Source organism: Paraburkholderia aromaticivorans, assembly GCF_012689525.1.
Lineage (GTDB): Bacteria > Pseudomonadota > Gammaproteobacteria > Burkholderiales > Burkholderiaceae > Paraburkholderia > Paraburkholderia aromaticivorans_A.
Genome location: NZ_CP051514.1, coordinates 2,038,293 through 2,051,578, shown reverse-complemented (window position 1 = coordinate 2,051,578; position 13,286 = coordinate 2,038,293). Strand labels below are relative to the sequence as shown.

Annotated in this window: 12 protein-coding genes; 6 read left to right on the top strand and 6 right to left on the bottom strand. The window is 59.0% G+C overall.

The window, feature by feature from the left end:
• Positions 1 to 27: 27 nt before the first annotated feature.
• Positions 28 to 1,569 carry an acetolactate synthase large subunit gene (locus HF916_RS09600; protein ID WP_168788652.1) on the bottom strand — a complete coding sequence of 514 codons (1,542 nt, stop codon included), beginning with the start codon at positions 1,567 to 1,569 and terminating at the stop codon, positions 28 to 30.
• A gap of 348 nt (positions 1,570 to 1,917) precedes the next feature.
• Between HF916_RS09600 and HF916_RS09595 the strand changes: the two genes are divergently transcribed.
• Genes HF916_RS09595 through HF916_RS09585 form a run of 3 tightly spaced genes read left to right on the top strand, consistent with a single transcriptional unit; the run spans position 1,918 to position 4,765 of the window.
• Entirely contained in the window at positions 1,918 to 3,156 is a 1,239-nt protein-coding gene (locus HF916_RS09595) for a site-specific integrase (RefSeq protein WP_168787614.1), read from the top strand.
• Positions 3,153 to 4,097, top strand: a complete 945-nt coding sequence (locus tag HF916_RS09590) for a tyrosine-type recombinase/integrase (RefSeq protein ID WP_168787615.1) — start codon at positions 3,153 to 3,155, stop codon at positions 4,095 to 4,097. The genes HF916_RS09595 and HF916_RS09590 overlap by 4 nt, the downstream gene beginning before the upstream one ends.
• Positions 4,094 to 4,765: a tyrosine-type recombinase/integrase gene (locus HF916_RS09585; protein ID WP_168788651.1), complete on the top strand. Its 672-nt coding sequence runs from the start codon at positions 4,094 to 4,096 to the stop codon at positions 4,763 to 4,765. Before HF916_RS09590 ends, HF916_RS09585 begins: the two co-directional genes overlap by 4 nt.
• Positions 4,766 to 4,806: 41 nt before the next feature.
• On the opposite strand, the gene HF916_RS09580 is transcribed toward HF916_RS09585, so the two are convergent.
• Positions 4,807 to 6,033 carry an ISL3 family transposase gene (locus HF916_RS09580; RefSeq protein WP_168787774.1) on the bottom strand — a complete coding sequence of 409 codons (1,227 nt, stop codon included), beginning with the start codon at positions 6,031 to 6,033 and terminating at the stop codon, positions 4,807 to 4,809.
• 208 nt (positions 6,034 to 6,241) lie between these two features.
• On the opposite strand from HF916_RS09580, the gene HF916_RS09575 reads away from it, so the two are divergent.
• Genes HF916_RS09575 through HF916_RS09565 form a run of 3 tightly spaced genes read left to right on the top strand, consistent with a single transcriptional unit; the run spans position 6,242 to position 9,454 of the window.
• Positions 6,242 to 7,501, top strand: coding sequence for a site-specific integrase (locus HF916_RS09575; RefSeq protein ID WP_168787991.1), 1,260 nt, complete (start codon positions 6,242 to 6,244; stop codon positions 7,499 to 7,501).
• A complete protein-coding gene (locus HF916_RS09570) occupies positions 7,498 to 8,445 on the top strand; it encodes a tyrosine-type recombinase/integrase (RefSeq protein ID WP_168787992.1) in 948 nt (315 codons plus the stop codon). Before HF916_RS09575 ends, HF916_RS09570 begins: the two co-directional genes overlap by 4 nt.
• Positions 8,438 to 9,454, top strand: a complete 1,017-nt coding sequence (locus HF916_RS09565; RefSeq protein WP_168787993.1) for a site-specific integrase — start codon at positions 8,438 to 8,440, stop codon at positions 9,452 to 9,454. Before HF916_RS09570 ends, HF916_RS09565 begins: the two co-directional genes overlap by 8 nt.
• Here HF916_RS09565 and HF916_RS09560 read toward each other — a convergent pair whose 3' ends face one another.
• The 4 genes from HF916_RS09560 to HF916_RS09545 are packed head-to-tail and all read right to left on the bottom strand — an operon-like array spanning position 9,455 to position 13,110.
• Positions 9,455 to 10,126, bottom strand: coding sequence for a tyrosine-type recombinase/integrase (locus tag HF916_RS09560; protein WP_168788487.1), 672 nt, complete (start codon positions 10,124 to 10,126; stop codon positions 9,455 to 9,457).
• On the bottom strand, positions 10,123 to 11,067 hold the full coding sequence (locus HF916_RS09555; RefSeq protein WP_168787615.1) for a tyrosine-type recombinase/integrase: 945 nt from the start codon (positions 11,065 to 11,067) through the stop codon (positions 10,123 to 10,125). Before HF916_RS09555 ends, HF916_RS09560 begins: the two co-directional genes overlap by 4 nt.
• Positions 11,064 to 12,302 carry a site-specific integrase gene (locus HF916_RS09550; RefSeq protein WP_168787614.1) on the bottom strand — a complete coding sequence of 413 codons (1,239 nt, stop codon included), beginning with the start codon at positions 12,300 to 12,302 and terminating at the stop codon, positions 11,064 to 11,066. Before HF916_RS09550 ends, HF916_RS09555 begins: the two co-directional genes overlap by 4 nt.
• A gap of 52 nt (positions 12,303 to 12,354) precedes the next feature.
• Positions 12,355 to 13,110: a tyrosine-type recombinase/integrase gene (locus HF916_RS09545; protein ID WP_240975206.1), complete on the bottom strand. Its 756-nt coding sequence runs from the start codon at positions 13,108 to 13,110 to the stop codon at positions 12,355 to 12,357.
• Between the last annotated feature and the right edge of the window lie 176 nt (positions 13,111 to 13,286).

The window sequence follows — 13,286 nt, the reverse complement described above, 5'->3', positions numbered from 1 at the left end:
TGACATTGCTTTGGCTACCGGCTCTTTTCAGATGATCAGTTCGATCAGGAATGGACCGTTCTGCAAAAAGCTCTGCTTCATCAGGTCCGCACAAGATTCCAGTGTCGTCGCGCGCGCTGCTTCCACGCCCATGCCATTGGCCAGCTTGACCCAGTCGAGATCGGGATTGGAGAGATCGAGCATGCCCATCGCAGTCGGGCCAGGAGTGGCACCCACATTCTGGTATTCGCCGATCAGAATGTTGTATTTCCGGTTGCTGAGAAGGATCGTCGTGCAGGGCAGCTTCTCGCGGGCCTGCGTCCACAAGGACTGTAACGAATACATGGCCGAGCCGTCCGCCTGCAGGCTGATGACTCTCCTTGAGCCACTGCTTGCCACTGCCGCGCCGGTCGCCACAGGAAGGCCGTCGCCGATGGCGCCCCCAGTCAGTTGAAGCCAGTCGTGCGGCGCGGCACCATGAGTGAGCCGGTAAAAGCCGCGTCCGAACGAAATGCTCTCGTCGGACACGATGGCGTTCTCAGGCATCAGTGCGGCCAGCGTCTGCGCGAGGCCTTCCTGCGTTGGTGTGCCCCGGCCCGCTTCGGGTCGCGGACCGGCATCGGGTATGTCTGCGGGCGGCGCATTCAGCGCTTCCGCGAGCGCCAGCAGTGCGGAAACGGGATCCTGATCGACGCGCGACAAGGTGTGGATCTGTGCGGTGCTCGAATATTGAATGGAAGGCTTGCCTGGGTACGCAAAGAACCCGACCGGGGCTTTCGCATTGACCAGAATGATGTGCTGGAACGGCTCCAGTAGCTTTACGGCCTGATCGGTGTTGTACGGCAGACGCTCGATCGGCAGGCGTCCACGTCCGCGCGCCACGCGTCCGTTCACATACTCGTACTTCAGCGTCGCGCCCGTCGCGCTGGCGATGCGCCATGCCAGTGCTTGCGCTTGCGGCATCGCACAGTGTCCGCCAAGCAGAATGAGCACGTTCGTATTGCACCTAAGGATACTTGCAGCGGTCTCGACCGCAAGCGGGTCGATGGCGGGCGCTGCGGGGACGGCCATCGCGCGCGCGGCGACGCCGCCCGCATCCCAGGAGGTGTCCGAAGGCAGAATGAGCGTGGCGATCTGTCCGGGGGCGGTTCGCGCGGCGGCCACCGCCGCCGCCGCGTCCCTGCCCACGTCGGCCGCGTGCCGGCTCGTGCGCACCCAGCGCGAAACGGCACTTGCGAGGCCAGCGGTATCGGCGGTGAGCGGTGCATCGAACGGGTGATGATAGGTCGCCTGATCGCCCACGATATTGACGATGCCGCTATTGGCGCGGCGAGCGTTGTGCAGGTTGGCCCACCCATTGGCGAGCCCCGCGCCGCAGTGCAACAGCGTACTTGCCGGCTTGCCGGCGATACGATAGTAACCATCGGCCATGCCGGTCACGATGTTTTCCTGTAGGCCGAGCACGCAACGCATACCCGGGATCTGATCCAGTGCCGCAACAAAGTGCATCTCACTGGTTCCAGGATTGGCAAAGCAGGTGTCGATGCCTGACTCCAGCAACGTGGTAACAAGACTCTCAGCGCCGTTCATGCTGTACTTTCTCCGATTCAACGATATGCGCCCTGGCTGGCAAAGAACGCCGGCCCGGTTCGCGATTGCAGCTGTGCCGTTCTTTCATACGATCGCGCGCACGCGCAGCGCCTCGATATCGCCCGCACGCATCCCGCAAAGCGATGCGAGCACCTCGTCGGTATGCTGACCGAGCGTTGGCGGTGGTGTGACGCTTATATCGCTGGGTAGATAAGCGGCACTATGTACCCTTCCGGGTTATGTCTTGTAGCCGCGTGATAGCGCGTATTCCCGGGCAAATGCGCAACGCGGGATAGAGATAATCTGGGCTCCTTCCACCCGCTCCCCAGGTCGGGGAAGGAGTTCGTCGTGAAGTACATCATTCATGATCAGGTCGTTCTCTCGCGAGAACCTGAAGGTCCACTCGCAGCCCATTTATCATCCTTTGCCAACTCCATCAGCGCGCAGGGTTACAACGTGTGGTCCCTGAAACGGAAGGTCCGGATCGCCGCATGTTTCAGTCGATGGCTTAAACAGAGAGGTGTCGAAGTACGGGATATCGGCCTCGATCACGCAACACGATATTTACGCTATCGTGCCCTGCATTTCCAGCCTCGCAACGATGATCGGGCAGCGCTCAGACAGCTTATTGATTTTCTTCGTGGCGAAGGCGTGGTTCCGCCTGAGCAGATGGCAACAATTCGGATTTCGCCAGCTGAGCGGTGTGTACAGGAGTACGAGGAGTACTTGCGCAATATTCAAGCTCTCGCCAGAGCCACAATCATTCATTACGTGCCGTTCGTCCGAGAGTTTCTCAAACATCGTTTCGGCGACGGGAAGGTCATGCTATCGAAACTACGTGCGGCCGATGTCGTGCACTTTGTGCAAGTTCAGGCGCCACGACTGCATTTAAAACAGGCGAAGATTATGACCACTGCCCTGCGATCCTTTCTGCGCTATTTGCGCTATCGCGGCGACATTACGCTGGACCTCGCTGCCGCCGTGCCCGTGGTCGCCAACTGGTCGATGCCGTCAATTCCCCGGGGAATCTCAGCAGACCAGACACGGAAGTTGCTGGATAGCATCGATCGACGGACTGCAGTCGGTCGTCGCGACTACGCGATCCTGCTGGTGCTCGCGCGATTGGGGTTGCGCTCCAGTGAGGTGGTCTTCCTCGAGCTCGATGATATTGACTGGGACGCAGGTCAACTGAGCGTGCGCACCAAGGGTGGACAACGCATCGAGCTACCCTTACCTGCGGACGTCGGCAAAGCCATCGCCGCCTACTTGCAACATGGGCGGCCGAAGAGCGCCAGTCGCCGCGTATTTTTACGTGCACGCGCGCACATCACCGGCTTTCGTGGGCCAAGTGGTCTCGGCTGCGTCGTTCGGCGTGCACTTAAGCGCGCTGGCATCGACGCGCCCACAACGGGTGCCCATCAGTTTCGCCACGGACTGGCTACCCAGATGCTGAACCATGGAGCTTCGCTCAGCGAGATTGGCGAGGTGTTGGGTCATCGTCACCCACAGAGCACGATGATCTACACTCGGGTCGACATCAAAGCATTGCGTGAACTCGCGTTGCCCTGGCCCGGAGGTGTACGATGAACGCGCTTCGGCAGGCTGTTCAGGATTACCTCGATCTGAGGCATAGCCTGGGATTCAAATTGAGGGAGGAGAGCACGGCGCTACCAGATTTCGTCGCGTTCATGGAACAGCATCGAGCTTCTTACATTACGCAGACGTTGGCCCTCGCCTGGGCTCGGCAACCCGCAAATGTCCAGCCCGACCGCTGGGCGCAACGAATGAGCTGGTTGCGTGGGTTCGCGCGATATCGTAGTGCTACCGATCCCCGCACGGAAATACCCGCACCGGGTTTATTGCCATTTCGACCGAAGCGGGCTCGGCCGTACCTATACTCGGCCGCCGAGATCCGTAGCCTGCTACAGGCGGCGCTGCAGATGCCATACCACTATGAACGGGGTGCACTGCTGCCCTGGACCTATCATTGCCTGTTCGGGCTGTTGAGCGTGACGGGCATGCGCCTGGGTGAAGTGCGCAATCTCGAACTTCAGGATGTGGATCTGACGGAGGCGATATTGACGATCCGAGGCGCGAAGCTCGGAAAGACCAGACTCATTCCTTTGCATGCCTCGACATGCAAGGTGCTCGCGGACTACATCACGCGGCGTGAGCATCACTGGGCGGGTCGACCGGTATCCCCCTATCTCTTTGTTTCCAGTTGGGGTAACAGGATGGATGTCGGTGAGATCCATCGCACTTTTTATTCATTGTCGCGACAGATTGGTTTGCGCGGGGCATCCGACAGTCGCGGGCCGCGTCTGCACGACATGAGACACGTTTTCGCGACGAACGCACTTGTGCGCTGGTACAAGTCTGGAGATGACCCGGAGCGCCGTCTGCCCATCCTGTCAGCCTACCTCGGCCATGCTCACGTCGCGGATACCCAGTGGTATCTGAACGGCTCGCCTGAACTGATGCGCGAGGCGATGCGCCGGCTCGAACAACTCTGGGAGGACCGGCCATGAATAAAGCTGCCACCTTTGCTCCGTTACTGGAGCGGTTCTTCACGCAGCGCCTGATGCAAGAGCGTCAGGCGAGTCCTCACACCATCGGTGCCTATCGCGATTCCTATCGTCAATTCCTTAAGTTCGTGCAGCAGCGCCTGCATAAGTCACCGTCGCAGCTAAACCTCGAAGACATCGATACTCCTCTGATCGTCGCGTTCCTGGACGAAATTGAGAAGAACCAGGGCGTTAGTGTTCGCACCAGAAATCTGCGCCTCGCGGCGATTCACTCTTTCTTTCGCTACGCCGCTTACGAAGCACCAGACCATGCCGCCCAGATCCAACGGGTGCTTGCCATCCCCAGCAAGCGCTTCACCCGTACGCTGATTCACTTTCTGACGCATCCAGAAGTCGACGCCTTGCTTGCCGCGCCTGATCAAGGCACGTGGTCTGGCCGGCGCGACCACGCCTTTCTATTGGTCGCGGTACAGACCGGTCTGCGCCTGTCCGAGATGACGGGACTCAATCGCGAGGATGTGGTGCTTGGCACCGGCGCACACGTGAGGGTAATCGGAAAGGGTCGGAACTATGACGAACTCGGGAATATGCGCAGCTCCGCGCCAGGGACGTCCGTTTGGCGCCTTGTAAAGGGTGTTTGGTCACGGGTACCGGTAGTGGACTGCGCATAATAAAAGTGCGGCTCTTTTGAAAACTCAGTGGGTAATGCGGCTCAGCGGGCATGCGCGTTGAACGCGGCGAAGTTAAGTTTTCCAGCAATGAGAAACAAGACCGTGCGCATGGTTTCAAAGCGTGCATATCCACGAGCCTTGCGCTTTGCTGCCTGAAACAGGCCGTTGATGGCCTCGATGAAACCGTTGGTCTGACGGGTCTGGGTCCAGGCAACGATTCCATCGAAATGTCTGCGAATCAGGCTGACGACATCCTTCATGGGCTCGACCTTGGAGCGCATGACGTTCGTGCACCACTGGTGCAGCATCTCGGAGACGACATTGATTTGTTTGCGCTCGAGAATGTCGCGCAATTGTTCCCGGTAAAGCCAGGCTCGCGCGGTGCGATTGGTCGTGTACTGACTGACCAACGCTTCAAGGTCGGTGAGTTGCGCGAGGTTCAGTTTGTCGGCGTCCTTCAGCAACGTCCAACGCATGCCTTTAAGCTGAGGGTCGAGTTTCTGCTGCTGGCGACGTACTGCGTCGAGCGCCTTGGACGCGTGAGCGACGACGTGGAACTTGTCAAAGGTAACTCGCGCTTCGGGGAGATGTTCATTGACGCCCTTGATGAAAGCTGGCGACATGTCGATGCTGACCGAGCTTACTTGCCCGGGCGAGCCGCCATGCTCGCCCAGATACGTGGCAAAGCGCTCTATCGTGCTGGCATCCTTGCCTGTGGTGACGAACGCGACCCGCCGCGCCTGCATGTCGGCGACCAGCGTCAGATACTCATGACCGCGACGGTACGAGGTTTCGTCAATCGCCAGCGCCGTCACACCCGACAGGTCGGCCGCCGCGAGTGCGAGCTCCACATACCGCGAACAGATGGCATGTACTCGATGCCACGACAGATTGACCGCGCGTGCAACGGCGGCGAACGGCATCTGCTGCGCGAGCATCAGCACGAGCGCTTCGAACAGCAATGTGAAGCCGCTGAGCTGGCCCACCCAATCTGGCTCAACCAAACGCACTGAACCATCGGGCAGGCGCACCCTGGGCACCCGCACTTCGAGGAAGCACTCGTGCTGGAAGAAATTCAGATGCCGCAGGCGCTTGATTTGCGTGTCGTGCACGGGATTCTCGCCGGCCACTCCAGCATAGCCAAACCGGCTGCCTGCAACAAAGTCAACGGCGATGTTGAGGTGCCGCTGAGCAGCATCGAAGTCAACACTTCGGACATACCAAGGAGCCGTGATACCGAGGGCGGATTCGAACAATTGATTCGTCATAGCTGATTGGCTTTACATGGGTGATTCCCGCATTCTGCCGCAATCACCCAAGACTCATCTTACTGGGTGACTGCGCCTCAAGGGTTCGCTGCGCCGGGCTCACGCCCGCCCTTGACCCGCCAAACCCACCCACTCCAAATTCAAAAGAGGCAAAAGTGCTTTCCTCAGGAGGCAGGTCGACAAGTTCGGCTTTTTGAGGAGGGGTATCATGAACAGCGACTTCGCGTTACCGCAGCGGACCCGGGCATGGTTGACGGACGGCGTGCTCAAACCCAGCTATCAAGCCTATTCGACGTATTTGATTGGGCGCGGATATTCGTCGTGGAGCGTCCGGAAGTATTTGTGCTGCGTCGCGCACTTTGCTTATTGGCTGCGCAAGCGACGCATCAAACTCAGTCAGATTGACGAAGCGCTGATCCGCTATTTTCTGGATGAACACCTGCCTCAGTGCGACTGCCCATTGCGCACGCCAAGAAGCAGGAACCATATCGGGTCGGCCTTAAAGCATCTGCTTGTCGTGCTGCGCCAGAGGGCGGACATACGCCATCAGCCCGACTTCACACCCCGTCTGATACGGGAGGAGATCAGGGAATTTGACGCACACCTTGACCAGGTCTGCGGGCTGGCCGCATCTACGAGAAGGTTGCGTACACGCATCGTACGGACGTTCCTGTCGGAGCGATTCGGTGCATCGAGAATCACTATGGCACAGGTCAAACCGGAACATGTTCATCGATTTGTAGTCAGCCACCTCGAAGGATGCAAGCCGAGCACCGGCAAAGTCCTTGGGAGTGCACTACGGAGCTACTTGCATTTCCGAGGAATGCACGGAGATCACGTCCGGTGCCTTATTGCCGCGATTCCACAAATCGCCCAGTGGCGGTTCGCATCGTTACCAGACTCGCTATGTGAGGCGGAGCTGGAACGGTTTCTTAACGCATTCGATCGCAAATCCGCGATCGGCCGCAGAGACTACGCAATGGCCCGGTGTATGGTCGACCTGGGACTACGCGCCGGCGAAGTCGCTTCGCTACAGCTGGACGACCTGAACTGGCACGACGGGACGTTGCGGTTATCAGCAGGCAAGGCGCGGCGAACAGATGTGCTTCCGTTGCCGCCCCGGACCGGGCGCGCAATTGCTCAATACCTGACTGACGGGCGCCCGGTCTCCGATAGCCGGGCGGTATTTCTGCGGCATCGCGCTCCACTTACCGAACCCGTCGGCTCGAGCGTCGTTCGCAATACCGTCCGTGCCGCTCATGCGCGATGCGGCAGCGATCCACGCTGCAGGGGAACCCATGTATTGCGGCACAGCGTAGGCAGTCGGCTGATTAACGCTGGAGTCCCTATGAAGGAAATCGCCGATATCCTTCGACACCGCAGCCTCGATACTACCGCGATTTACACCACGGTCGATATCAGGAGCCTTGCCAAGGTCGCGCTGCCCTGGCCGGGGAGCGAATCATGAAACGTTCAGTGAGAATGCTATCGCTCGCCGAGGACTACCTTGCGTCAAGACGCCGCCTTGGTTTTGACCTGCGGTGTACGGGACGCCGGCTTCTTGATTTTGCCTGCTTTGCCGACCGGATCGGCCACCAGGGGCCGCTCACCGTAAAACTGGCAGCGTCCTGGGCTCGATCTGCATCAAGTCAGGTGCCCTTTACCTGGGCGCGTCGGATTGAGATCGTTCGCCCGTTCGCAAGGTATCTCCAGCAATTTGACCCTGCCACCGAAGTTCCTCCGCTTTATCTTTTCGGCCGAGCCCATCGCCGTTTGACACCGCACATCTATGCCGATGAGGAGATCCGGGAACTGCTGGCCGCTGCTTCGACGTTGCCCTCGAAGGAGAAACTGCGGCCCGTGACCTACTCAACCCTGTTCGGGCTGATCGCGGCCACCGGACTGCGGATTTCTGAGGCGCTTAACCTGAGGCGCGCAGACGTCGACCTCGATCAAGGCCTGCTGATGATTCGGGTAACGAAGTATCGTAAGTCCCGCGTCGTTCCACTTCATCAAACGGTCGTGCGAGCACTTGCACACTATGTAGAGCTGCGGGATCGCGATTGGCCCATCACGCTAAGCGATCACTTCTTCATCGTGCACGGAAGCAGCATGAAGATCAGTACCGTTGAGGAGGTCTTCAGTTCCTTGCGTTCGCAGTTGGGATGGGTCGCCCGTGGTGATCATCCGGCTCCACGCATCCACAATCTGAGGCACTCGTTTATCTGCCGAAGGGTGTTGCTCTGGTACCAGCAAGGGGTGGACGTCGACAACGCAATGATCATGCTTTCGACTTACGTAGGGCATGCCAAGGTGACCGACACCTACTGGTATCTAACGGGCATCCCGGAACTGATGGCAATTGCGGCTCAGCGCTTCGAGCACTTTACAGAAGGAGTCTGTCATGTCTAAAAGGCAAAGCCATTGTTCGTCGTCGAACTTCGCCGCGCTGCTACAGGAATTCTTCGTTGAGCGGCTAATGCAACAACGGGCAGTCAGCCCGCAGACGATAGCCAGTTATCGGGATACCTTTCGACTATTCCTTCAGTTTGCTCAGGCGCGTCTGCATAAGTCGCCTGTCGAGCTGGCGTTAGCAGACATCAACGTGGATCTGGTGCTGGCCTTCCTTCGTCATCTGGAGGACAACCGGCATAATTGCGCGCGCACCCGGAATTCGCGGCTTGTTGCCATCCGTTCATTTCTGAAGTACGCAGCCCTCAAGGATATTTCTTCGCTGGCTGTTATCCAAAGCACTCTAGCTATCCCAATGAAGCGCTTCGACAGGCCGCTCATCGGCCACCTGTCGCGTGACGAGATCGAGGCACTACTCGCCGCACCCGACCCCAACACCTGGTGCGGGCAGCGGGACCGGGTACTGTTTGCAACGCTATACAATACTGGCGCACGCGTTTCCGAACTGATCGGTCTGCGGGTGGGTGACGTCGTTCTGGATAAGGCGCCCTGTGCACATATCCACGGCAAAGGCCGGAAACAGCGCACCGTACCGTTGTGGCGCTCAACCGCGAGCCAAATCAGAAGCTGGTTGCCGCGGATCCGGTCATCGCCTGATCAGATTCTGTTTCCGAATCGCTCGGGGAACCCGATGACGCGATCCAACGTTACGGATCGGCTCAAACTCGCAGCGCGGACAGCCACCAGGCAATGCCCTCAACTATCAAGCCATCCCATTTCACCGCATGTCATCCGGCACTCGACTGGGACTCATCTGCTGCAATCGGGCGTTGACCTGAGTGTCATTGCACTGTGGCTTGGACACGAAAGCCCAGCGACTACTCACATGTACGTCGAGGCCGACCTCGCGATGAAGGAGCGTGCGCTCAATACTTTGCAACCACCTCACAGCAGAATCGCGCGATATCGACCGCCCGATCGCTTGATGCAGTTCCTGGAAAGCTTGTAATTATGCGCAGTTCACACCACGGATCCGCCATCCACAGCCCATCGCAGAAGAACGAATTGGCGTCTGTGGCGCGGAACTGCGCATATTCCCGAGATCGTCATAGTTCCGACCCTTTCCGATTACCCTCACGTGTGCGCCGGTGCCAAGCACCACATCCTCGCGATTGAGTCCCGTCATCTCGGACAGGCGCAGACCGGTCTGTACCGCGACCAATAGAAAGGCGTGGTCGCGCCGGCCAGACCACGTGCCTTGATCAGGCGCGGCAAGCAAGGCGTCGACTTCTGGATGCGTCAGAAAGTGAATCAGCGTACGGGTGAAGCGCTTGCTGGGGATGGCAAGCACCCGTTGGATCTGGGCGGCATGGTCTGGTGCTTCGTAAGCGGCGTAGCGAAAGAAAGAGTGAATCGCCGCGAGGCGCAGATTTCTGGTGCGAACACTAACGCCCTGGTTCTTCTCAATTTCGTCCAGGAACGCGACGATCAGAGGAGTATCGATGTCTTCGAGGTTTAGCTGCGACGGTGACTTATGCAGGCGCTGCTGCACGAACTTAAGGAATTGACGATAGGAATCGCGATAGGCACCGATGGTGTGAGGACTCGCCTGACGCTCTTGCATCAGGCGCTGCGTGAAGAACCGCTCCAGTAACGGAGCAAAGGTGGCAGCTTTATTCATGGCCGGTCCTCCCAGAGTTGTTCGAGCCGGCGCATCGCCTCGCGCATCAGTTCAGGCGAGCCGTTCAGATACCACTGGGTATCCGCGACGTGAGCATGGCCGAGGTAGGCTGACAGGATGGGCAGACGGCGCTCCGGGTCATCTCCAGACTTGTACCAGCGCACAAGTGCGTTCGTCGCGAAAACGTGTCTCATGTCGTGCAGACGCGGCCCGCGACTGTCGGATGCCCCGCGCAAACCAATCTGTCGCGACAATGAATAAAAAGTGCGATGGATCTCACCGACATCCATCCTGTTACCCCAACTGGAAACAAAGAGATAGGGGGATACCGGTCGACCCGCCCAGTGATGCTCACGCCGCGTGATGTAGTCCGCGAGCACCTTGCATGTCGAGGCATGCAAAGGAATGAGTCTGGTCTTTCCGAGCTTCGCGCCTCGGATCGTCAATATCGCCTCCGTCAGATCCACATCCTGAAGTTCGAGATTGCGCACTTCACCCAGGCGCATGCCCGTCACGCTCAACAGCCCGAACAGGCAATGATAGGTCCAGGGCAGCAGTGCACCCCGTTCATAGTGGTATGGCATCTGCAGCGCCGCCTGTAGCAGGCTACGGATCTCGGCGGCCGAGTATAGGTACGGCCGAGCCCGCTTCGGTCGAAATGGCAATAAACCCGGTGCGGGTATTTCCGTGCGGGGATCGGTAGCACTACGATATCGCGCGAACCCACGCAACCAGCTCATTCGTTGCGCCCAGCGGTCGGGCTGGACATTTGCGGGTTGCCGAGCCCAGGCGAGGGCCAACGTCTGCGTAATGTAAGAAGCTCGATGCTGTTCCATGAACGCGACGAAATCTGGTAGCGCCGTGCTCTCCTCCCTCAATTTGAATCCCAGGCTATGCCTCAGATCGAGGTAATCCTGAACAGCCTGCCGAAGCGCGTTCATCGTACACCTCCGGGCCAGGGCAACGCGAGTTCACGCAATGCTTTGATGTCGACCCGAGTGTAGATCATCGTGCTCTGTGGGTGACGATGACCCAACACCTCGCCAATCTCGCTGAGCGAAGCTCCATGGTTCAGCATCTGGGTAGCCAGTCCGTGGCGAAACTGATGGGCACCCGTTGTGGGCGCGTCGATGCCAGCGCGCTTAAGTGCACGCCGAACGACGCAGCCGAGACCACTTGGCCCACGAAAGCCGGTGATGTGCGCGCGTGCACGTAAAAATACGCGGCGACTGGCGCTCTTCGGCCGCCCATGTTGCAAGTAGGCGGCGATGGCTTTGCCGACGTCCGCAGGTAAGGGTAGCTCGATGCGTTGTCCACCCTTGGTGCGCACGCTCAGTTGACCTGCGTCCCAGTCAATATCATCGAGCTCGAGGAAGACCACCTCACTGGAGCGCAACCCCAATCGCGCGAGCACCAGCAGGATCGCGTAGTCGCGACGACCGACTGCAGTCCGTCGATCGATGCTATCCAGCAACTTCCGTGTCTGGTCTGCTGAGATTCCCCGGGGAATTGACGGCATCGACCAGTTGGCGACCACGGGCACGGCGGCAGCGAGGTCCAGCGTAATGTCGCCGCGATAGCGCAAATAGCGCAGAAAGGATCGCAGGGCAGTGGTCATAATCTTCGCCTGTTTTAAATGCAGTCGTGGCGCCTGAACTTGCACAAAGTGCACGACATCGGCCGCACGTAGTTTCGATAGCATGACCTTCCCGTCGCCGAAACGATGTTTGAGAAACTCTCGGACGAACGGCACGTAATGAATGATTGTGGCTCTGGCGAGAGCTTGAATATTGCGCAAGTACTCCTCGTACTCCTGTACACACCGCTCAGCTGGCGAAATCCGAATTGTTGCCATCTGCTCAGGCGGAACCACGCCTTCGCCACGAAGAAAATCAATAAGCTGTCTGAGCGCTGCCCGATCATCGTTGCGAGGCTGGAAATGCAGGGCACGATAGCGTAAATATCGTGTTGCGTGATCGAGGCCGATATCCCGTACTTCGACACCTCTCTGTTTAAGCCATCGACTGAAACATGCGGCGATCCGGACCTTCCGTTTCAGGGACCACACGTTGTAACCCTGCGCGCTGATGGAGTTGGCAAAGGATGATAAATGGGCTGCGAGTGGACCTTCAGGTTCTCGCGAGAGAACGACCTGATCATGAATGATGTACTTCACGACGAACTCCTTCCCCGACCTGGGGAGCGGGTGGAAGGAGCCCAGATTATCTCTATCCCGCGTTGCGCATTTGCCCGGGAATACGCGCTATCACGCGGCTACAAGACATAACCCGGAAGGGTACATAGTGCCGCAGCGAATGCGGCGTGATGGGTTTCTGGATACCGCTGCGCCGGCGCGCGATCCGGCAAGCCAGCGCTACTGCGGACCGGGTGATAGGGTGCCCGGGGATGTCGCCCGGAAATAGCCACTCCCTGGGGTGAGCATCGTGCCAGTACAGTCGCAGGATCTCGAGCAGCCGCGGAGACAGCATCACGTAGCGATCCTTACGATTTTTACCCTGATTCACACGGATCACCATGCGCTGGCTATCAATATCGCTGACCTTCAGGTGCACGGCTTCCGACACGCGCAGCCCGGCTGCGTACGCGGTCATCAGGATGGTGCGCTGCTTGAGACTGGCGATCGACTCGAAGAAGGTGGTGATTTCCTCCAGGCTCAGGACGACCGGCAGTCTGAACGGCTTCTTCGGCAACGGAAAATCCTCGTCGCTCCAGGGTCGCTTGAGCGTCACGCGGTAGAGGAAGCGCAGTGCGCCGATCGTTGGACCGAGGCTGCTGGGGGCCAGCTTGCGCTCCTCGCGAAGATGGACAAGCCAGGCCCGGATCTCTTCGGGGCCGAGTAGTTCAGGCGAGCGCCGGAAATGCCGGGCGAAACTGGAAACCTGCAACAGATAGGACTTCTGGGTGTTGTCGGCGAGGTTGCGGATCTGCATGTCGTGCAGCATGCGTTGGCGGAGCAGTGTCATGGCGTACCTCCTGGGAACATTGGATGGCATGCCCGGTCGGGCACCTCCATGCTGCTCCTGGCCGCCTGCTCGTCCCTTCCTCGTGGCCCGGCATCCGATAACCGTCCTGACCGAACGCCAGGCACTGACCTCCGCTTCCCTCCCACTACCGCGTCAGCGGTTTAGTACAATGCCGG

What these genes read in the sequence shown, in the direction of transcription:
- HF916_RS09600 (WP_168788652.1), bottom strand. Translation starts at nt 1,569, where the DNA reads ATGAACGGCGCTGAGAGTCTTGTTACCACGTTGCTGGAGTCAGGCATC.
- HF916_RS09590 (WP_168787615.1), top strand. Translation starts at nt 3,153, where the DNA reads ATGAACGCGCTTCGGCAGGCTGTTCAGGATTACCTCGATCTGAGGCAT.
- HF916_RS09585 (WP_168788651.1), top strand. Translation starts at nt 4,094, where the DNA reads ATGAATAAAGCTGCCACCTTTGCTCCGTTACTGGAGCGGTTCTTCACG.
- HF916_RS09580 (WP_168787774.1), bottom strand. Translation starts at nt 6,033, where the DNA reads ATGACGAATCAATTGTTCGAATCCGCCCTCGGTATCACGGCTCCTTGG.
- HF916_RS09575 (WP_168787991.1), top strand. Translation starts at nt 6,242, where the DNA reads ATGAACAGCGACTTCGCGTTACCGCAGCGGACCCGGGCATGGTTGACG.
- HF916_RS09570 (WP_168787992.1), top strand. Translation starts at nt 7,498, where the DNA reads ATGAAACGTTCAGTGAGAATGCTATCGCTCGCCGAGGACTACCTTGCG.
- HF916_RS09565 (WP_168787993.1), top strand. Translation starts at nt 8,438, where the DNA reads ATGTCTAAAAGGCAAAGCCATTGTTCGTCGTCGAACTTCGCCGCGCTG.
- HF916_RS09560 (WP_168788487.1), bottom strand. Translation starts at nt 10,126, where the DNA reads ATGAATAAAGCTGCCACCTTTGCTCCGTTACTGGAGCGGTTCTTCACG.
- HF916_RS09555 (WP_168787615.1), bottom strand. Translation starts at nt 11,067, where the DNA reads ATGAACGCGCTTCGGCAGGCTGTTCAGGATTACCTCGATCTGAGGCAT.
- HF916_RS09545 (WP_240975206.1), bottom strand. Translation starts at nt 13,110, where the DNA reads ATGACACTGCTCCGCCAACGCATGCTGCACGACATGCAGATCCGCAAC.